Genomic DNA, 20580 nt, shown 5'->3' on the forward strand with positions numbered 1-20580 from the left:
TACATTATTTTTATTATATAACAATACTGCTTTTTTTTACAGACAATATACAATTTTTATACCGGATCTTTATTCCAGTTTTTCCTTTTGCCTATAAATAGTTGTAACTTTTTAAGTTTTTATAAATAAAATAATATTGTAAGCAAAATTAACGAGGTGAAATCTATGGCATTCTCAGACAGAGAACTTCTGGCGAGAATTATAAAATGCGAAGCAGGAGGAGAAGGAGACGTTGGTATGAGAGCTGTTGCAACTACCATTATGAATAGAGTACGTGTTCCTTATGGAGAATATCATAGAATAGGCCAGGGAGATATAAGACGAATACTTTATCAGGAAGGCCAGTTTGACTGCATGCGCTCACAAATCAGAGGAGTGACTAATCCCCAAACCATATGGTCAAATCCACCAGATCAAGTACATTATGACATAGCCGACTGGGCACTGGCAGGTAACAGACTATTTAATATAGGTTATTCCCTCTGGTATTTCAACCCCTATGCCCCCTGCCCCTGGCTTTTTCCATTTAACGGCGTAGGCTCTTTTCAGGTAAAAATACTGCAGCATTGTTTTTACAATCCAACGGAACTTTATGCACAAACTTAAACAGTTCACGATGCACAATGCACTATTAACCTTTAACTCTTAACTGATTAATAATAAATATGGAGGTATTTTAATGATTTCAAATTACCCTGAATACTTTAGAACTATGCCTATGACTCCTGAATTCACACCAGAAATGTGTGAGGAAATATCAGAAGATGATTTTATACAAGATACATTGAAAAATGGTGAGCTAAGACAAACTACACCTACACCTGCACCAACACCAACACCAGCGCCCACCACTTTTGAAATGGCTCCCGGTGCTCCTGTAACTCAAGATACAGATTTTGTTCAAGGGTACTTAAGAACACAAATAGGAAAAAGAGTAAGGGCAACCTTCCTTCTCGGCACCGGAACTCTACAGGATCGTACTGGTATTTTAGAAAGTGTGGGCATAAGCTATATAATACTTAGAAATGAAGAGACAAATACCAAAGAGATGGCAGACATATATTCTATAAAATTCGTAGTCATATTTGATAATCCATAAAGTGATCCTTAGTTTTGAGTTTGCAAATTGGGATAAAAACATTTAGACCAGCATTTATTTTTCTGCTGGTCTATTAACTATCTTTTATTATATCTTCAACATTTTCTTTTTCTTCATCATAGAATTCCAGATAAGAATGTAATTGCCCATTCTTCTTCCAGGCCAATATCCCATCCAAATTCACATTTTGCGCCGCATGAAAAATTGATTTGTCTATATCTTTAAAATTAACTTTCATTTTTTCTATCATATCTTTAACCTCATATCGTTTACTGCTGGTTTTTCCAGCGGCAACTATACATCCGCAATTTAGAGGGGATATCCCCGCATTTTTCATAAAGGCTTTAACATTGCTTTCCTCCACAAAATAAAGGGGTCTTATAAGCTCTATATTCTTAAAATTTTTAGATTTCAACTTTGGCAGCATAGTTTTAAAGCTCCCCCCATAAAACAAATTTAAAAGAGTTGTTTCTATTACATCATTGAAGTGGTGGCCCAGTGCAAGTTTGCTGCACCCAAGCTGCTGTGCCTTGGAATACAATGCTCCCCTTCTCATCTTGGCACAAATATAGCAGGGATAATCCTTTGCAATATTGTCTACCACATTAAAGATATGAGATTCAAAAACATGTAGAGGAATATTTAAATAATTGCAGTTTTCTATTAAAAGATTTCTATTGCTTTCATGATAGCCTGGATCCATTGCAATAAATTCTATATGAAAATTTACCTTCCAGTGCCTTTTAAGTTCCTGAAATAGCTTAGCCATGAGCATGCTGTCTTTACCGCCGGACACCGCTACCCCAACTCTGTCTCCCTCTTCTACCAGATTAAATTCACTAATAGCCCTTACAAATTTTGACCATATGCGTTTTCTATATCTTTTTGTAATACTGTGTTCTATTTCTTTTAATGGTTTTCTCTCATGAAAAGAAGTCTGTATTTTATATCCTGTTCCTTTTATTTCATCCATGCTATCACTCCGTTCTTTACCAGAACATTATAGCATTTATAATCGGTAATTTAAATCTGTTTTTCCCTGTAATAATAATTTAAATTTTAAAATACACATCTGCAAATTCCATATTAATCTGATCCATTTTATTTTTACAGGTGATTTCCCCACCATTTGTACAATCAATTTTGTCTGTATAATTCTCTTCTATAATTTTTACAGGAAGCCTTACGGTAAATTCACTACCCCCGCCCCTGCTACTTTTTACGCTAATTTCTCCTCCATGAAGACATACAAAGGATTTTGCCAGATAAAGACCTATACCGCTTCCTTGGTTTTCTTCCACAGTACTACCTGCTTGTCCAAATCTTTCAAATATAACCTTTAGTTTATCCTCCGGTATTCCTATTCCAGTATCTTTTACTACAATATATACATTTTCATCATCACATTGAACATTTACATATATTTTTCCTTCTGGTGGAGTAAATTTTACTGCATTAGATAGTAAATTCAAAATTATTCTCTCCATTTTATCTGAGTCTACAGCCATTATCTTTTCTTCCACGTTTGTATCAAAAATCAATTCTATACCTTTACTTTCTACATAAGGTACCAATGATAACGCAATATCTTCAACTATACTCACAACATTTTCATTGTGACAGTTTAATCTTATAAACCCGGAATCCAGTTTGCTTATATCCAATAAATTGTTTATAAGCTTCATCAGCCTGTAACAGTTTTCCTTCATTATCTTAAGATACTCATCTCGCTTATTAATACATTTCTGGTCTTCACAGCTTTTACACGCAGCCAGCACCTGTATCGCAGCAAAAATAACATTTAAGGGTGTCTTTAACTCATGGGATATGTCAGATATAAATTCTGTAATATTTTTATTAAGTTTTTGACTTTCATTTAGAAGTTCAGTATTTCTTTCCACATCACTTTTAAGTTTTTGAACCTGTTTCTCTAAGGTCATGCCGCAAAAAACACTTGTTCTTGAGGAATCCTCCAATAATTTTTCATTGATTCTACCTTGCTCACTAAAACTATTCATATTTTCACACCCATTTCCGTATCAATAATTATGTTTTTATAATTATATTAATAGTTATGCTATTATAGAACTTTTTGTAAGAACTATATTAACCCGACAACTAAATATAAGTAATTAGGCAATAATTAAACTGAATTTAATCTTTTAGAAAACACTTTTAAAATCACTATTCCAGAACAATACAATAAAACTTTACATCCACTGATAATTATACCATTTATACAATTAAAAATAAATATTTCAAAAGAATATTTTTCATTTTTTAAATGTTATGTATAAAATTAACATGAAATAAAAAGGTCATTATTCTCTATATAGATATAATTATGAAAATTCAAAAACTGCATTATTCAATTAAATACTTTTAGAATTTTAAGAAGGATTTTTTTTTTTTTGTAGAATCTATATATAACATAAGATGAAATAAATGTAGAATTTGTAGAAAATTATAGATTAATATTGCAATACTTTAATATTCGTAGAGGAAAGGACATATAAATTATGCTTAAACTTCACTGGATAGAAATTTTTTTAAGAAATATTCCTGAAACTTTTTTAATAACTTGGGGTATATGTGTAGTAAGTAAAACATATTTTAATTTAAAAAAATATATTATATCAACTGTTGGACTGAGCTTATGTATTTTTTTTATAAGAAGGCTTCCCATATATTGGGGTATTCATACATTCATCTCTATAATTTTAATAATAAGTATTATGTTTATCCAGGGTATTCCCCTAATCACTTCTTCGTATGGAACACTGCTTATGTTTCTTACCCTCAGTTTAAGTGAAGTTCTGAATATTTTAATGCTAATTGTATTTAATATTGAAATAAATTTGGTATATATGGATTCCATCACGGACTCCATCAGAAAATGTCTGCTTGGAATTCCCTCTCTTATTATAATGTTTTTATTTATTACATTAATTGACTATTTTAAAAATCAGCATAATTAATAATTTTAATTAAAATAAATAATAGTCTTAAAAATATATGATGAAAGGACGCAATAATTATGTTCAAACTTCACTGGATAGAGATTCTCCTCAGGGGCATTCCTGAGAGTTTTTTAATGTTAGCAGGAGTATGTGTAATAGCTAAAAAATCTTTACCTATAAAAAATTATATTATCTCAAGTATCTCGCTGAGCCTTTGCATTTTTTTTATAAGAAGACTTCCTGTTTACTGGGGTATTCATACATTAATTGTCATTGTTCTAACAATAAGTCTTCTAGTTATTCAAGGCATGCCCTTGATTTCTTCCTCATATGGCACATTGTGTATGCTTTTAATACTTAGTGGAAGTGAGGTTCTAAATATATTAATACTAAATATTTTTCATATCAAAACGACTTTATTATATGTGGATTCTATCGGTGCTTCTATTAAAAAATGTTTACTGGGAATGCCATCTCTTATTATGGTATTTTTATTTATACTGGTAATTTATCATTTTAAAAACAAACATATTAATTTATCAAAAATTTGATTTTCTTTTTAAAATATTAAAAATTTCATTTATTTTAATATTTTAAGAAGGAATTTTACTTTTTATGTAGAATTTTCACATATATAATAAGAAATATGGAAAGGATCTAATATATGTTAAAACTTCATTGGATAGAACTTTTTTTAAGGAGTATTCCTGAGATGTTTTTAGTCATTTGGGGAATAACTATACTAGCTAAGAAAGCTTTCAGTATAAAAAAATATATACTTTTAGGTATTATAATGGGTGTAATTGCCTTTTTTACAAGAAATCTTCCCATATATTTTGGAGTTCATACTATAATTATACTTATTTTTACTATAATTATTATGATAATTGCAGGAATACCTATAATTACTTCCATATATAGTACACTAATTATGTCCTTAATACTTTCATTAAGTGAATTTCTAAATATATTCGTACTAAATTTTTTTAACATAGATACAAGTATCGATATTGTTAACATTAATCCTATAAAAAAATGTCTACTTGGTATTCCTTCACTGATAATTTTATTTTTAGTAATTATTATCCTTCATTATATATTAAAAAGGGGAGAAAAAATAAAAAATGTATCTGACTGAAAAATTGGCAGCTTTCTTAGGTAAAAAGGCTACAATACTTTTGACTATAGACAAGGATAGAGAACAAATTATAGTATACGGTGCAATTAACCTAATTCAGACTATATTCTCTATTTTATGGATTGTGATTGCAGGATTTATTTTAGGAGTACTTTATGAAGCACTTATATTTTCCACTACAGCAAGTATTTTAAGAAAATATTCTGGAGGTGTACATGCTTCTTCTCCCAATAGATGTATTATAATAGGCACTGTTTTATCCTCTGCTGTAGGGCTTGTAATTGATAAATTTTCCTATGATATTTCTCTTACGAACACTATAGCTATGGGTATATTTTTCATAACAGCTTCATTTATAATAGTTATTCTAAAAGCTCCTGTAGACAGCATTAAAAAACCCATTACAAATACAAACATGAAAAAAAAGTTCAAAAAAAATTCTATTATTACATTAATAGTATTTTCTATAGTTATAGTAATTTTATCTACACTTTATGAAACAACCCTTAAACCTTATTACTTGAAAATTATACACAGCATTATTTTGGGTATTTTATGGCAGTCTATTACTCTGACAAAGATGGGCACAACAATCTTTGAAAAGGTTGATTTTATTTTAAAATCTACAACTGAAAGGAGTTAATATCAATGAAAAGTAAAATTATAAGAATATTTTTATCCTTGTGTGTATTAATGTGTACACTAATGGCTTTTACAGTCTCTGCTTCAGCATGTTTTTGGAGTTTTTATCAACCAGAAGAACCCGAGTGCTTGAGAAAATAAAAAATCTAAGCACACTTTTAAGTAAAAATTACTGATTTATGAAATTGGTAATTTTTACTTTTCAGAAACCGATATAAATATAATTTATGTGATAGGAGGACTTATCTATGAAGCCTGTTACAAAAGATATGTCTGTTATGTTATCCATGATAAAAATAGCCATAATAATATTTATTGCAGTTATTATATACATCAATTTGCCCAATTATTGGATATATTTATATATAAAAGAAAATATTAATTTCAGTTTATACACTACAGCTTTTCTATCAGGTATTCTGGCGCTAATTTGCATAATGTGGCTTATAATTAACACTAAAATAGAACGCTCCTCAAATGTGTTCAGAAAATCCTGGCTCATAGAGACAATACTTTTTACATTATTGATTTCTCTGCCCATATACATGTCTAATTCTTACGAAAATGAATATAAATACCTGTTTTTACTTTTAATAATAGCTTCAGTAATACAATATGGCTCCCGATATGGAATTATAACTGCTTTTTTTTCTTCCTTTTTTATACTGGGGGTGGATTTATTATATGCTCCCACTATAAATGATATAAATGTATACTTTCAAAAGGATTTGATACTGGTTGGAATATTCATATTTATATCCTGGATACTGGGTTACTACATGGATATAGAAGCCGAAAATAATAGAAATAAGGACAATAAATTGGACTTGTTAAACTGCAAATTGAAAGAACAGAATATAAAAAGAAAAAATATTGAATTTTCACTGTTTAAAAATGAAATGTGTTTTCATATGCTGTTTGAGGACTCCGTAAACTCCATTATAGTTCATGACAATGGAAGAATAATCTATGCAAATCAAAGTGCTTCCAGACTTCTAGGATGTGAAGACCCTTTAAAATTAAATGATAAGTCATTATATGATCACTATAGAGATGAAGATATTTCCTCCATCAGAAAAAAATATATAAATATCATAGATGAAAAACTATCTAAAATTGTAAATGAAGAAAATATACTGAACTGTAAAGGTAATACTATTTCTGTGAAAAATACTTCTTCATTTTTTATTTATGATGGCAAACCTGTTATACTGACTTTTCTGCTGGACTTAACCTCTCAAAAACAAATGGAAAGCTTAAAAAATACTGCTGAGAAAAATTTAAAATTATTAAATGAAACTAAAGAGTTCAACACTCTTATAATGGACTTTTTCATAAATATGTCCCATGAATTCAAAACGCCTATTAATGTTATATTTGTGGCTATTCAAACTATGGATATATATTTAAATAAATATGACAGTGAGGATATGAAAAAATGTAAATCTTATTTAAAAACCATGAAACAAAATTGTCTAAGACTTATAAGGTTAATAAATAATATAACAGATATAACCAGGGTAGACTCTGGATTCATTAGCCTTAATAAAAAAAACATGGACATAGTAAGTGTGGTAGAAGATATCACTCAATCCGTGGCTTCTCATATTGACTCTAAAAATATAGAGTTAATATTTGATACAAATACGGAAGAAAAAATTATGGCTTTTGATCCTAACAAAATGGAACGTATAATGCTTAATCTGCTTTCCAATGCCTTTAAATATACAAATTCTCAGGGCACTATATATGTAAACGTAGAGGACAGGGGGGACACTGTACTAATTACTGTAGAAGACGATGGAGATGGAATTCCCGAAGATAAACTTCAAGTTATATTTGAGCGTTTTGGTCAGGCCAATCGTTCCCTGTCCAGGGAACATGAGGGAAGCGGAGTAGGTTTATATCTTGTAAAATCTTTTGTAACCATGCACAATGGAAAAATAGAAGTTACCAGCGTACAGGGAAGGGGAAGTAAATTTTCCATAGAATTACCTGTGGAGATAATTGATAAAAATGAATTCGAAAATAACACACCATTTAAAACCAGTGTGGAAAAAATAGATATAGAGTTTTCTGATATATACTCCCTTACAAAATAGAAGAGTTTGCAGGTTTAATAAAAACCACAAACTCTTCTCTAATTAAATTTTAAATTTTTGCACCATTTCATTTAACCGTTGGGCCAGCTCTGCCTGACTTTGTGCGGTCATTGATACCTGACCTACAGCTTTTGTAGTTTCATCAATACCATTTTGTATTATCTCTGTATTCTCCCATGATTTTTGTGCAGTAGAGGCCATGCTTTGTGACGCCTCACTTACCTGGCCTATGGTGGCAGCCAGCTCTCCTGACATGGATGCCAGTTCCTCTGACATTTTGCTCACAAAATCAGAATCATTATAATATTCTACGCCCATACCTGCAAATGTCTCAAATTGTGGATTTACCTTTTCATTTATAAAGTCCAATATTTCCTCACTGCTTTTTGAAATATTTTTAAAAGCTTCCTGAACTTTTACTATAGTATCCTGAATGCCTACAACAGCTTCTGAAGACTGTTCGGCAAGTTTTCCAACCTCCTCTGCCACTACAGCAAAGCCTTTTCCATGTTCTCCTGCCCTTGCAGCTTCTATAGCTGCATTAAGAGCCAATAGGTTTGTCTGTTCTGCTATGCTTCCTATAGTATCTGCCATTTGTCTTATATCTTCCACCACTTTACCATCTTCAATGGCCTTTAAGGTATTTTGTTTTTTCTCTTCATATATTTTCTCTGTGTATTCCATGGCTGTTTTTCCTGTATTTTTTACATTATCTGCTCTTTCCTTGGCATGAATGGAATTATTGCTTCCCTCCATAGCCTTTTGTGACAATTCATTTACACTTGAGTCCACTTCCTCTATAGAAGCAGTTATCTGCTCAGATGCTGCACTGGTTTCCTGTATACTGTTTGCCACAGTTTTTAGTGAATTGTCTATACTCTGGGCCTTAGATGAAAGCTCCTCTGCAGTTGCAGATAACTGCTGACTGGAACTGCTCATATTTTCAGAGTCTTCCATAATATTTTTTACTAAATCCACTATATTTTTTTGTGCCTTGTTAAGGGATAAAGCAACTTGTCCAAATTCATCTTTTCTTGTTATATTGGTGTTTGAAGAAAAATCAAAATTTGAAAATTTATCTACCAATTCTTTAATTTTTAAAATAGGTTTGTTAATATTATTTGATGTAAGAATTCCAAGAATTATGGATAAAGCCGCACTGGCTAAAATTATTACAATCAAAAATATAAAAGAAGATTTATATTGGGCAATTCCATCGTCATAGTCTGTTCCAGCTGCCTTTACTTTTAAATCTATGTATTGATCAAGTACAGAAAACATTTTCGTTCTATAAGTTTCTGTTTGTCCAAATTGTGTTCTGCCATTTTCATAATCTCCCTGTTGTATGAACTTTATGTAATTTTCTCTGGCATTTCTCCACCCATCCAAATACTGCTGAAATTGTGTATACAACTCCTTGTCTTTATCATTTGTTATGGTAGATTTATAGTCAGATACAAGTTTTTCATCTTCTGTCTTTAACTTGCTAACATTACTAACAACATCATCCAAACTGCTTTTGTTAATTGGATCTAGAATAACAAGCATATCTGATCTGGCTTCCATTAGATTTGTCTTCAATTCCTGGAGAATGTTTGTACTTTTCAAATTTACATTATACATGTTGCTTAAGCTGGTATTTACTTTTCCTATTTTATTTATAGATATAATTCCCACCAAACATGTAAATAGTGTTATTACGATAAAGGACAACATTAATTTTTTAAAAATCTTTAAATCCGAGAACCAATTCATGATAAAAATCTCCTTTACATATTTTATTTTAAATTATTATAGCATATTAGTATTTAAACTTATAACTTAAATTTATAAAATTTTTTAATATAAAGTAATTCATGGGTTCAGGTAGAGTTTGCTGTAGAGAATCTATTTTAATATAATTTTTTACAAAAATAAATCGGTAGGCTATTATACCTACCAATTTATTATATATTATATAGAGTTTTTTAGATAGCAGTTTTTAATATACAGTTAATGACTTTAATTAGACTATACTTTTATATTCCAACTGATTTATTACTCCCAATTCACTTTCTATTGCCTCTTCAATTACATCAATACCATATTTCAATTGTTCCTGAGTTATTACAAGAGGTGGCAAAAATCTTATTACATTACTTAATAATCCTGCATTTAAAACTATTACTCCTCTTTTAAAACAATATTGTGTAATTTTTTTAACCAGCTCTGCATAGGGTTCCTTTGTGCTTCTGTCCTTTACAAATTCTATTCCTATCATCGCCCCAAGGCCTCTTATGTCCCCTATTACATCATATTTTTCTCTCATGTGCTGAAACCTTGCTGTAATGTATTTTCCAATTTCAAAGGCCCTGCCACAGAGATTGTCCTTATCTATCTTCTCTATAACCTTAAGAGCTGCCACACATCCCAGGGGACTTCCAGAATATGTGCCTCCAATCCCACCAACACAGGCAGCATCCATAATTTCTGCCTTTCCTACGACTGCACTTAATGGGAATCCATTTGCAATTGATTTTGACATGGTTATGATATCTGCCTCAACTCTAAAGTGTTCGTGTGCAAACAGCTTTCCAGTTCTCCCAAAGCCGGCTTGTACTTCGTCGATAATAAATACTATATCATTTTCATTACATATTTGCTGAATAACTTTAAAATACTCTTTTGGAGGTACTATAAATCCACCTTCCCCCTGTATAGGTTCTGCTATTAAACAAGCTATTTCATCTCTGGAATTCACAGTCTTTAGCATACTTCTAAGTTTTTCAGCACAGGCTATACCACATTCTGGATATTTGCATCCAAGAGCACATCTGTAACAATAAGCTCCTTCTGTTTTATAAGTTTGTGCAGCAAATGGTCCAAATCCATCTTTATATGGCTTGTATTTGCTTGTTATGGACATGGTCATGTTAGTCCTTCCGTGAAAAGAACCCCATAGGGAGATTACACCGGTTTTTTTAGTATAGGCTCTGGCTATTTTAATGGCATTTTCAACTGCTTCTGCCCCGCTATTTGCAAACATAGCCTTTTTTTCATAACTGCCTGGAGTAATTTCCACAAGTTTTTCTGCCAGAGTGATGTATGGTTCATACATGTTTACATGGAAACATGGATGTATATATTTGTCAAGTTGAGCCTTTACAGCTTCTACTACTCCCTCATCTCTATGACCTACATTTTGAACTCCTATGGCTCCTGCAAAATCAACGAATACATTTCCATCTATATCTTTTATAAGTGCACCTTTAGCCTCTTCTACAAATATTGGTGAACTACATCCTACTCCTTTGGCCACATATTGTTCTCTTTTTTTTATAAGTTCCTTAGATTTAGGTCCTGGTATTTCAGTTATAATTTTTGCATTTTTTTCCTCAATCATTTTAACGCCCCCATACACATTTCATGATAAATTAATATATTTAAGCCTGTAATTTATTTATTTAACAAATATATTATATACAATTTAACACATTATCACCAATATTCATATGTATAAAAAGGACAATTATATAACACAGCATTTGTTTACTTCATACAGGACAAAAAATTCTTTATTTTAAAAGCCATATCAAATCTAAATAAATGCTCCATATTTCTAAGATTACAGTTCAATATCTCCTCTATTCTTTTAATTCTATATTTTAGAGTATTCTTATGAATAAAAAGTTCCTCCGCAGTGTGTATTAAATTACAATTTTCATTAATATAAACCTTCAAAGTTTCAACCAGACTTGTAGAATTTTTACTATCGTATTCCATAAGTTCTCCTAATATTTCTCTAAGAAGTCTTTTCATTTCATCCTTTTTGCTCATATCAAACAATAATCTGTACATACCCATATCCTTATAGCTGCATACTTTATTTTTATTTCCTCCTAAAATTTTCAAGGCATTTTGTGCCTTATTCACACTGTCTTTAAGTTCTTCAAGTCTTGTCCAAAAGCTTCCTATTCCAATACTTATTTTAAGTTCCTCTATTTTTGAATTTATATTACTTAGAATTTCTTCTGCAATTGAATTTATTTTATCTCTTTCATATTTTTCCACAGGAAACATGATTACAATAAAAGTATCTTCAATTATATTAATGGATTTTTTATTTAGCCTATTCATTATATTGACTATAATCTCTTCAATCTGCTGTCTTGTCCTGGTTTCAAGTTCTTCATTCCACACTCCCCCCTGTTTAACGAAACTTATAAAATTATCTACATATAATACCATTGAACAATAAGTCTTTCCCGGATTGTATTTATAAAATTTAGATTTATTTACTTCATCTTCATCATAGTTTAAATCTCCAAAAATAATGTTTTTTATGAAACTATTCATTGACTCCTGTTCCATTTTATTCATAAAAATTGCCTTACATATACTTTGACTTATATCTATGAGCCTTACTTCAAAGGGCAATTCAAATATTGGAAAATCAAGATGATCTGCAAGTTCTATTATGTTTTTGGGAGTACTTGGAATATAAGGACCTACATTTATAACAAGTCCTGCTATGTTTTTGGAATTTAAATCTTCAATTAACTTATAAAGAATATTTATATCGTCCTTTATAAGTATTCCAGTTATTAAAATCAGTTCTCCTCCCTTTAACCAGCGTATATATCCTGGATTTTCCATAAAATGCACCCATTTTATAATCCTTCCCATACCTCTTTTTCCTGCTACCACTTTCAACTTATTTGCATAGGGTAATGCCCTTATATTCTCGCAATCTATTATCATAGTTTCATCATACACCTCCATATCATTCCTAACATATTTTAAAAGAACGCCCTTATTTTGAAATTTTCAAAATAAAGGCGTCTAAATAAATTTTCGAGATATATTATGAGTTATATTATCTAGAAGAGATATGTCATAACAATAAATTAAATACATTATTAAATTTATTATTATTCATTAATAATATTACCATTTTATTAAAATGTCAATAATCATTCTGATAATTTACTTATAATTTATTGAATTGTTATGTTAATCAGCATTTAAAAGGAGCTTACAATGGCTAAATAACATTGTAAGCTCTCTTCTTTTATATTACTCTATGGGAATAAACTCCAAAGTCCATATCAGGTCTCTCTTCATTCAATATTTTTATAAATTCTTGTAATAGCCCCATTTTTTTTAACTTTCTTAAAAAAGATTTTGGATAAGGTATATCCTGAACATAGCTTTTTCTTGGATCTATTAACATAAGTGATCCATCTTCTTGAACAAATAGATGAGGAAATCTCATTTCCAGCTTTGTAAAACCTAGCTTCTTCATATCATCAATAAGCTCTATCACTCTTATAACAAAGGACCTACTTAAACCATGCCTTATAAGATAATCTTTTACATTAGTTCCCCCCACGTATTCTCTAATCATATAATACTTGTCCATTTCATAAGCCTTGGGAAAGTGAGGACTTCCTTCTACAGATTTTAATATATCAAATTCACGTTTACAGCTGTGTGAACTATTGAATACTTTTAAAACTTTTTTGTCTGGCATTAAATATACTTGTCCACTATGCCCTCTCCCTAAATACTTGCAAGATCTTAAATCGACTGGGATACCTTCATAATGGTCCTGTAAATTTTTCACAATAACACCTCCTTTGTTTTTATGTAATATAAAAACAAAGGATTTAAAATACCATTAATATATACTATTACAACATGTTTATTATGTTACTATATTTATTTTTAGAATATTAAGTATCTTATACATAATTTTCATCATTTATGGTTAAACTTATAATGCCTTGATAATAAATAGTTCCCATATGTAATAACTCCATAGATTTAATCAATTTTATTTGAAATTCTCACTTAAAATAATCCTAGTTGTTCAACTAGGATTATTTTGAATGAGAGAGTCCACGGCAATTTTGCAGATTTCCATTATAGAGTCTATGGGAATGAACTCTATAGGATTCCAAGATAACCTCGTCATCTATTATATATTTGTGCTTTAAATAATCTTCGAAATCATATAGACTCATAAAAGAAGCCTTTAATCCCAAGATTATATACAGTATAGATTTATTAAAGTCCATAAAATATTCCCGGGAACTGCTTAAAATCATATAATCTGCCTGTATGATAAACCTGACTCCTGAATAACCATTTTCAACAATTTCATCTATATGCTTTGAAAGCTTTGCTCTTATTTCATTTAGCTTCAGTTTGTTATAACAGCTAATAATCTTATGTATACGAAAATTTTCTACATAACTAAATCCATATATATCTGATAAATAGCTTGCTAATTCATTGTATACCTCAGGAGCCATGCACACATATATTTTTTCATTTTTATCAATACCATCTTTAATATAGTTATACATATTCAAAACTAAATGCTGTAATCCAAAATAGTAAAAAGAAGAATTAAATCCAAAAATATTATTTTTATCCATAATTTTACCCTCTATAAATATAAATTTAATTTATACTTAAATATATTCTATACTATAGCTGCATACTCCTTTTAATATTTAGTAAATTTTTTTTATTTATGTGAATTTCATTATATTATCCAAAATAATTATATATTTTTTTCATATAGATGCCATAAATTCTATTTATTGCAATAAAAAATTCTTATGTTCTGTAAAACTTTGGCTTAATTAATTGGGAAATAAATATAAAAGTATGCAAAAGAAATGGCATGAGGTTCCCGCTATAACAAAAAGATGCCATATAGCATGATTGTAGGGTATTTTATTAAACATATATAAAAGAGCACCCAATGTATATATAATTCCTCCTGAGACCAAAAGAACTATTGCTGCTGTGGATAGCTTTACCAAAAGTATTTTTATGGCAAAAATTATTATCCAGCCCATAAATATATATATCAGTGTGGATACAACATCGTATTTACCTACCCAAAATACCTTCATTATTATTCCAAGCAACGCCATAATCCATACTATCCAAAATATTAGCCAACCCACAGAATCTCTTAAAATTGTCAGGGTAAAAGGAGTATAGGTTCCGGCTATTAAAAGATAAATGGAAGAATGGTCAATTATTCTAAAAACCCTTTTAGCTTTTGGGTTGGTTATGCTGTGATATAAGGTGGAGCCAAGATATAGTATAAACATGGAGATTCCATAAATTGTATAACTTATCACATACCATTTATCGCCCATCTTACTTGAAAATACGATTAAGAGAACCATCCCTGCTATAGATAAAAGTGCAGCTATACCATGAGTTATGGCATTTGCTATTTCCTCTCCTTTTGTATATAATTTAACTTCATTATACAAATGAAATCACTCCTTTAAAATTTAATATGTATATTATTATATGTAGTTTTGTAAACTATATGTACTATATACAATATTATCACATGAAATATTTACATTCAATACCTATTATTGATTTTCATCATATATTTATAGTAAATAAATTGTTTTTTTAGTATAATGTATGTATTAATATAGGTTTTGTGAAGATTTCAGGAGGTCTAATCATGTTAAAAAGAAGCATAACAGATGAATTAATTAAAAAATTTGAAGAATTGTTAGAACAGATAATTTATAATAAAAAAAATAAAAACTATACAAAAGCCCTGGACTTGATAGATGATGCCTTTAAGTATATATTCAGACTTAGTATAAAATTTTTCAATTCTTTTTCTACAGAAAACTTGCTTGAAATAATAAAAAGTGATGGAACCATAAATGCAGATAAATATATAATGATGGGCAAATTATTAAAAGAAGAAGGGGATATTTTAGAAAATCAGCATAAAGAACAGGATGCTTTTTACATATATGAAAAATCTTTAAATCTTTTTTTAAATGCCTTTTTAATTAAAAATGATCACTGTGATTTAGAAAACCATTTTTCAGATATTGACCCCATTATAATTAAGGTTTCCCCTTATAAACTATCCCGGGATATTGAAAATAGGCTGATAGAGTATTACTTGAAAGTTGGCAGCTTTGATAAGGCGGAGGATACATTATATGAAATACTAAAAGACAGTGATTTTTCTAGAGAGTGTTTAAAAAATGCTGTAAAATTTTATGAAACCCTACTTTTAAAAAGCGAAAATGAACTGAATAGAGGTAACCTACCCCGGGAAGAAATAATTGAATCACTGAATTCTTTAAATGAAAAATTATTAAAAAATGAATGATTGAAGCCCTTTAGGTTTCAATCATTTATTTTAACTTTATCTTCAATACCATTCTTTTTTTCCGTAAATGTAAATGTCATAAGTGAACCAGCTAATATAAATAACACCCCTATTATGGTATTAGCGGGCATACTCTCTCCTAGCAATATTAATGCAAGAATAGGAGCAAGAGCCGGCTTTATAAAAAATACTATAGATGCAGTGGACGCAGAGGTATTATCCATTGCAAGAAAATAAAATAGATATCCAAGTCCTGTAACAACTACACCTAAATATATTATAATGAATATATTCGAATGGGTTATGCCCTGAAATACCGGAATATCTGAAAGAATACGAAAACTGCTGTTTGAAACTGCATTTTTAAATATTGAAAGCTTAGAAATGCCTATTAAAATCAACATTATTATGTCTCCTACCAGGAATGTCATACAGTTCATAACTATACTTCCATATCGTGAAGATTTCATTTTACCTATTACACTATATATTGAAAATGTAAGGGCAGCTATTACACATAATATTATTCCTTTAACATCTCCACCCTGTGATGCTTGGAAGGGATTTAAAATGCATACTATTCCAATCAAACTTAACACCAGAGAAAAAATAGTGGACTTCTTTAAATCTTCTTTTAAGATAAAATAAGCAAAAGGAATTGTAAATACAGGATTTGTACTAAATATTATAGCAACAGTAGAAGCTTTTGTGTAGACTATGGCAAGTTGAAAAAAAGACATACTAATTACAACACATAAAAGTCCCGTTATAATAAAATACCCAAAATCTTTTCTATTTAATTTTATGCCTTTATTTTTAAGTACTTTAATGGTAGGTGGTAACAATATAAGTCCGCCTATTAAAAATCTTAAAAAATTCAGCTGAAATGGATTTATAACGTCAGCAATTACTTTACCTGCTATCTCCATAGTACTGAAGGTTATAGCAGCTAAAATAATATATAGATATCCCACTTTGTCATCTCCCTTATATTGTTTATGTAATTAAAAGTAAACATTTTTAATTAAAAAAATTAAAACCCCACCATGCCGCAGAATAAGTTATATTGAACCCGCTCTTAACAGGTGGGCATCTCCTTTTTGCTTCTTGTGCTCAAAATAAATTGAGTTTCATTCCACAAAAAGAGTGGGATTCCCTTTTATGAAATGTTCAGCCAACATTAACTCGTTCCCCGTACACAGTAGGAATATTAAAACTTTTTTATTAAATTTAAAATTACAACAAAAGTTATTTTATAATACTATTATACTACATTTTTTTAAATTTATCTTTAGTATAATCATATAATTTAACTTTAAATTAAAAAATATTTGATTATTTTACTTCTATTCCTAGATCCTTCAGCTGAGATTTATCCACTGAATTTGGTGCTTCTGTTAAAGGACAAAATGCATTTTGGTTTTTAGGAAAAGCTATAACATCTTTTATATTATCAGTACCCGCTAAAAACATTATCATTCTGTCAAATCCATAAGCAAGTCCTCCATGAGGTGGTGGTCCAAATTTAAGGGCTTCCAGAAAATATCCAAATTTATTCCAGGCAGTGTCTTTTGAAATGCCAATTGCCCCAAACATTTTTTCCTGAAGCTTAGTATCATGTATCCTTATACTTCCTCCACCCAGTTCTTCTCCATTTAACACTATATCATATGCCTTTGCTCTTACCTTTTCCGGATTACTTTCTAAATACTGTATGTCTTCATCCATAGGCATGACAAAAGGATGATGTTCTGCCTGATATCTATTCTCCTCTTCATTATAAGATAAAAGAGGAAATTCCGTTATCCATACGAATTTAAAATCATTATTTCCTTCCAATATACCCGTTTGTTTAGCCATGTGAATTCTGAGGGCACCCAAGCTTTCAAATACAACTTTATTTTTATCCGCTACTATAAGTATTAGATCTCCCTCTGCTGCTTCCATTTTATTTAATATATTCTGGGTATCTTCCTCTGTTAGAAACTTTGATATGGAACATTTGATTCCTTCCTTTTTATAGGCCATCCATATAAGTCCTGATGCGCCATAGGTCTTCACAAATTCAACTAACTTATCTAGTTGTTTTCTGCCAAGAGCAGCAGAACCGGTAACTTTTATGGCCCTTACAGAGCCTCCATTTTCCAGTGCATTTTGGAATACTTTAAAATCCACGCCTTTAACAACTTCACTTATATCATTTATTTCCATGCCAAACCTTAGATCCGGCTTATCACTGCCGTACTTATCCATAGCAGTTTTATAGGTCATTCTTTCTATAGGAAGCTTTACATCCACATCCAGTATCTGTTTAAATACCCTTTGAATAAGTCTCTCATTTAAATCCATTACTTCTTCCTGATCTACAAAGGAAATCTCCATGTCTACCTGGGTGAATTCAGGCTGTCTGTTAGCTCTTAAATCCTCATCCCTGAAACACTTTGCTATTTGAAAATATCTGTCATACCCAGAAACCATTAAAAGCTGTTTAAATAACTGTGGGGATTGAGGAAGTGCATAATATTTCCCCTTATAATTTCTGCTGGGTACGAGATAATCTCTGGCACCTTCTGGTGTACTTTTCCCAAGTATAGGAGTTTCTATTTCTAAAAATCCCTGTTCATCTAGAAAATCTCTTATGACTTTTGCAGTTTTATGTCTTAACATAAATATTCTCTGCATATCCGGTCTTCTTAAATCAAGATATCTATACTTAAGTCTTATATTTTCAGCTGCATCTAAATTTTCTTTTATGTATATCGGAGGAGTTTCAGACTCTGAAAATATTTTTATATATTCTCCTTTTAATTCTACCATCCCCGTTGGAATTTCCATATTAGGAGATTCCCTTTTTACAATGGTCCCTACTGCAGCTATACAGTATTCTGACTTTACACTATCTGATTTTTCAAAGGCCTCCTTATTTATTGCTTCCCCGAATACTATTTGAAGTATTCCTGTCCTATCTCTTAAGTCTACGAATACAAGACCTCCCAAATTTCTCTTTCTCTGAACCCAGCCCATAACAGTAATTTTATCCCCTATATTTGCTTCTGTTAACCCCCCGCACATACAGGTTCTCTTAAGTGTTTTCAATTCTTCTCCCATAATTATATCTCCATTATATACTTAAGCATATAAAAGATTTTCAACTCCTATCCTAATTATTATTTGAATATTTCAAGTTTTACAAACTACATTCTGGTTAAATTTAAAATTGCACTTAAATCTCCCAAACTGATTTCAAACTGCTGCCCGTCTTCCATCCTCTTGAATTTGGCAATACCAGATTCAATTTCATTTTCACCCAGTATAACTGTAAACCTTGCATTTATCTTATTGGCATATTTCATTTCTGCCTTTACACTTCTATTCATATGGTCATATTCACATCTTACATTTTTTTCTCTTAATTTATTTGTCAGCGTTAAAGCCTTTATTCTAGCCTTGTCTCCAATAATTCCTATATATAAATCTATATAGGGAAGTTTGGGTATTTCTATACCATTTTCACTGAGCGTAAGAAGTGTTCTTTCTATTCCCATGCCAAATCCCACTGCAGGCATTTTAGGTCCTCCAACTTCTTCTATAAGATAATCATATCTTCCCCCGCCGCATATGGTTATATTCTTATTGATTATTTCAAATACGGTTTTACTATAATAATCAAGTCCTCTCACTATTAGGGGATTTATTTTATATCCTATTCCAAGACCTTCAAGATACATCTTGAGACTTTCAAAATGCTCCCTGCACTCATCACACAAGTGGTGAAGCATCAAAGGTGCATCTTTAACTATTTCCCTGCAGCTTTTCTCCTTGCAATCCAATATTCTCATAGGGTTTTTATGGAATCTGGTTTTACAGGTATCACAGATATTGTCATATTGCTTAGACAAAAAAGTCTTCAATATATCATTATATTCCTTCCTGCACTTGGAACAACCTATACTGTTTATATTGAGTTCTATTCCGTCTACCCCAAGCTCCTCATAAATTCTCATGGCAAGACTTATTACTTCTGCATCCAGTGAAGCTTCTCTGGAACCAAAAGCTTCTATGCCAAACTGATGATGTTCTCTAAGCCTTCCCTTTTGAACATTTTCATATCTTAAAACTGGCGTAAAATAAAATAATTTTGTGGGCTGTGCCTCATTGTACAAACTGCCTTCCACAAAGGCCCTTACTGCAGGAGATGTACCTTCTGGTTTTAAAGTAAGGCTCCTTCCTGCCCTGTCTAGAAATGTATACATTTCTTTTTGTACTACATCAGTAGTTTCCCCTACTCCCCTTTGAAAAAGTTCTGTATATTCAAATACAGGCGTCCTTATTTCTCTATATCCATAAGAATCTGCTATATTTTTGAATTTATCTTCTAAATAGTGCCATTTATAAGACTCCGTAGGTAATATATCTTTTGTACCTTTGGGTGCTTGTATAGCCATAATGATTTACTTCCTTCCTAAATTTTTTTTGTTTGA

At 30.6% G+C, this 20580-nt stretch carries 18 protein-coding genes and 1 other RNA gene; 7 read left to right on the top strand and 12 right to left on the bottom strand.

Annotated features, from left to right (window positions below):
• Positions 1-165 precede the first annotated feature (165 nt).
• The gene (locus CKL_RS15125; RefSeq protein ID WP_012103452.1) at positions 166-606 is read left to right on the top strand and encodes a cell wall hydrolase; all 441 of its coding nucleotides are present in this window, start codon (positions 166-168) and stop codon (positions 604-606) included.
• Between the two features lie 73 nt (positions 607-679).
• The gene (locus CKL_RS15130; RefSeq protein ID WP_012103453.1) at positions 680-1099 is read left to right on the top strand and encodes a hypothetical protein; all 420 of its coding nucleotides are present in this window, start codon (positions 680-682) and stop codon (positions 1097-1099) included.
• Between the two features lie 73 nt (positions 1100-1172).
• Here the strand turns inward: CKL_RS15130 and CKL_RS15135 are convergent, their stop codons facing one another.
• A complete protein-coding gene (locus tag CKL_RS15135) occupies positions 1173-2072 on the bottom strand; it encodes a tRNA 2-thiocytidine(32) synthetase TtcA (protein ID WP_012103454.1) in 900 nt (299 codons plus the stop codon).
• Positions 2073-2151: 79 nt separating this feature from the next.
• Entirely contained in the window at positions 2152-3117 is a 966-nt protein-coding gene (locus CKL_RS15140) for a sensor histidine kinase (protein WP_012103455.1), read from the bottom strand.
• 1654 nt (positions 3118-4771) lie between these two features.
• Between CKL_RS15140 and CKL_RS15155 the strand changes: the two genes are divergently transcribed.
• From CKL_RS15155 to CKL_RS15165, 4 genes are all read left to right on the top strand, one after another.
• Entirely contained in the window at positions 4772-5197 is a 426-nt protein-coding gene (locus CKL_RS15155; RefSeq protein WP_242649431.1) for a hypothetical protein, read from the top strand.
• Positions 5184-5840 carry an accessory gene regulator ArgB-like protein gene (locus CKL_RS15160; protein ID WP_012103459.1) on the top strand — a complete coding sequence of 219 codons (657 nt, stop codon included), beginning with the start codon at positions 5184-5186 and terminating at the stop codon, positions 5838-5840. The genes CKL_RS15155 and CKL_RS15160 overlap by 14 nt, the downstream gene beginning before the upstream one ends.
• 5 nt (positions 5841-5845) lie before the next feature.
• Entirely contained in the window at positions 5846-5980 is a 135-nt protein-coding gene (locus tag CKL_RS20035; protein WP_081427999.1) for a cyclic lactone autoinducer peptide, read from the top strand.
• Positions 5981-6087: 107 nt separating this feature from the next.
• Positions 6088-7941 (top strand): ATP-binding protein, encoded by a 1854-nt coding sequence (locus CKL_RS15165; RefSeq protein WP_012103460.1) that lies wholly within the window; start codon positions 6088-6090, stop codon positions 7939-7941.
• A 42-nt stretch (positions 7942-7983) separates the two neighbouring features.
• On the opposite strand, the gene CKL_RS15170 is transcribed toward CKL_RS15165, so the two are convergent.
• The 6 genes from CKL_RS15170 to trhA form a co-directional block, all read right to left on the bottom strand.
• Positions 7984-9696 (bottom strand): methyl-accepting chemotaxis protein, encoded by a 1713-nt coding sequence (locus CKL_RS15170; RefSeq protein ID WP_012103461.1) that lies wholly within the window; start codon positions 9694-9696, stop codon positions 7984-7986.
• A gap of 250 nt (positions 9697-9946) precedes the next feature.
• A complete protein-coding gene (gene gabT / locus CKL_RS15175) occupies positions 9947-11323 on the bottom strand; it encodes a 4-aminobutyrate--2-oxoglutarate transaminase (RefSeq protein ID WP_012103462.1) in 1377 nt (458 codons plus the stop codon).
• Positions 11324-11469: 146 nt separating this feature from the next.
• The gene (locus CKL_RS15180) at positions 11470-12702 is read right to left on the bottom strand and encodes a PucR family transcriptional regulator (RefSeq protein WP_012103463.1); all 1233 of its coding nucleotides are present in this window, start codon (positions 12700-12702) and stop codon (positions 11470-11472) included.
• Between the two features lie 289 nt (positions 12703-12991).
• On the bottom strand, positions 12992-13546 hold the full coding sequence (locus CKL_RS15185; protein WP_012103464.1) for a protein kinase: 555 nt from the start codon (positions 13544-13546) through the stop codon (positions 12992-12994).
• A gap of 256 nt (positions 13547-13802) precedes the next feature.
• Positions 13803-14363 (bottom strand): MEDS domain-containing protein, encoded by a 561-nt coding sequence (locus CKL_RS15190; protein WP_012103465.1) that lies wholly within the window; start codon positions 14361-14363, stop codon positions 13803-13805.
• Positions 14364-14573: 210 nt separating this feature from the next.
• Complete coding sequence (gene trhA, locus CKL_RS15195) at positions 14574-15221, bottom strand: PAQR family membrane homeostasis protein TrhA (RefSeq protein WP_012103466.1); 648 nt, start codon at positions 15219-15221, stop codon at positions 14574-14576.
• A gap of 206 nt (positions 15222-15427) precedes the next feature.
• Between trhA and CKL_RS15200 the strand changes: the two genes are divergently transcribed.
• Positions 15428-16099: a DUF6483 family protein gene (locus tag CKL_RS15200; protein ID WP_012103467.1), complete on the top strand. Its 672-nt coding sequence runs from the start codon at positions 15428-15430 to the stop codon at positions 16097-16099.
• A gap of 17 nt (positions 16100-16116) precedes the next feature.
• On the opposite strand, the gene CKL_RS15205 is transcribed toward CKL_RS15200, so the two are convergent.
• From CKL_RS15205 to hisS, 4 genes are all read right to left on the bottom strand, one after another.
• Positions 16117-17073 (bottom strand): DMT family transporter, encoded by a 957-nt coding sequence (locus CKL_RS15205; RefSeq protein WP_012103468.1) that lies wholly within the window; start codon positions 17071-17073, stop codon positions 16117-16119.
• Positions 17074-17133: 60 nt separating this feature from the next.
• Positions 17134-17310: non-coding RNA, 6S RNA (gene ssrS, locus CKL_RS20040), on the bottom strand.
• Positions 17311-17434: 124 nt separating this feature from the next.
• Positions 17435-19207, bottom strand: coding sequence for an aspartate--tRNA ligase (gene aspS, locus CKL_RS15210; RefSeq protein WP_012103469.1), 1773 nt, complete (start codon positions 19205-19207; stop codon positions 17435-17437).
• Positions 19208-19293: 86 nt separating this feature from the next.
• Positions 19294-20544 (bottom strand): histidine--tRNA ligase, encoded by a 1251-nt coding sequence (hisS, locus tag CKL_RS15215; RefSeq protein ID WP_012103470.1) that lies wholly within the window; start codon positions 20542-20544, stop codon positions 19294-19296.
• Positions 20545-20580: the final 36 nt, after the last annotated feature.

The organism is Clostridium kluyveri DSM 555, from assembly GCF_000016505.1.
In the GTDB taxonomy this organism is placed as follows: Bacteria; Bacillota; Clostridia; order Clostridiales; family Clostridiaceae; genus Clostridium_B; species Clostridium_B kluyveri.

Excerpts from the sequence above, each read along its gene's own strand:
- CKL_RS15125 (WP_012103452.1), top strand. The coding sequence starts at position 166 with ATGGCATTCTCAGACAGAGAACTTCTGGCGAGAATTATAAAATGCGAA.
- CKL_RS15130 (WP_012103453.1), top strand. The coding sequence starts at position 680 with ATGATTTCAAATTACCCTGAATACTTTAGAACTATGCCTATGACTCCT.
- CKL_RS15135 (WP_012103454.1), bottom strand. The coding sequence starts at position 2,072 with ATGGATGAAATAAAAGGAACAGGATATAAAATACAGACTTCTTTTCAT.
- CKL_RS15140 (WP_012103455.1), bottom strand. The coding sequence starts at position 3,117 with ATGAATAGTTTTAGTGAGCAAGGTAGAATCAATGAAAAATTATTGGAG.
- CKL_RS15155 (WP_242649431.1), top strand. The coding sequence starts at position 4,772 with ATGTTTTTAGTCATTTGGGGAATAACTATACTAGCTAAGAAAGCTTTC.
- CKL_RS15160 (WP_012103459.1), top strand. The coding sequence starts at position 5,184 with ATGTATCTGACTGAAAAATTGGCAGCTTTCTTAGGTAAAAAGGCTACA.
- CKL_RS20035 (WP_081427999.1), top strand. The coding sequence starts at position 5,846 with ATGAAAAGTAAAATTATAAGAATATTTTTATCCTTGTGTGTATTAATG.
- CKL_RS15165 (WP_012103460.1), top strand. The coding sequence starts at position 6,088 with ATGAAGCCTGTTACAAAAGATATGTCTGTTATGTTATCCATGATAAAA.
- CKL_RS15170 (WP_012103461.1), bottom strand. The coding sequence starts at position 9,696 with ATGAATTGGTTCTCGGATTTAAAGATTTTTAAAAAATTAATGTTGTCC.
- gabT (WP_012103462.1), bottom strand. The coding sequence starts at position 11,323 with ATGATTGAGGAAAAAAATGCAAAAATTATAACTGAAATACCAGGACCT.
- CKL_RS15180 (WP_012103463.1), bottom strand. The coding sequence starts at position 12,702 with ATGGAGGTGTATGATGAAACTATGATAATAGATTGCGAGAATATAAGG.
- CKL_RS15190 (WP_012103465.1), bottom strand. The coding sequence starts at position 14,363 with ATGGATAAAAATAATATTTTTGGATTTAATTCTTCTTTTTACTATTTT.
- CKL_RS15200 (WP_012103467.1), top strand. The coding sequence starts at position 15,428 with ATGTTAAAAAGAAGCATAACAGATGAATTAATTAAAAAATTTGAAGAA.
- aspS (WP_012103469.1), bottom strand. The coding sequence starts at position 19,207 with ATGGGAGAAGAATTGAAAACACTTAAGAGAACCTGTATGTGCGGGGGG.
- hisS (WP_012103470.1), bottom strand. The coding sequence starts at position 20,544 with ATGGCTATACAAGCACCCAAAGGTACAAAAGATATATTACCTACGGAG.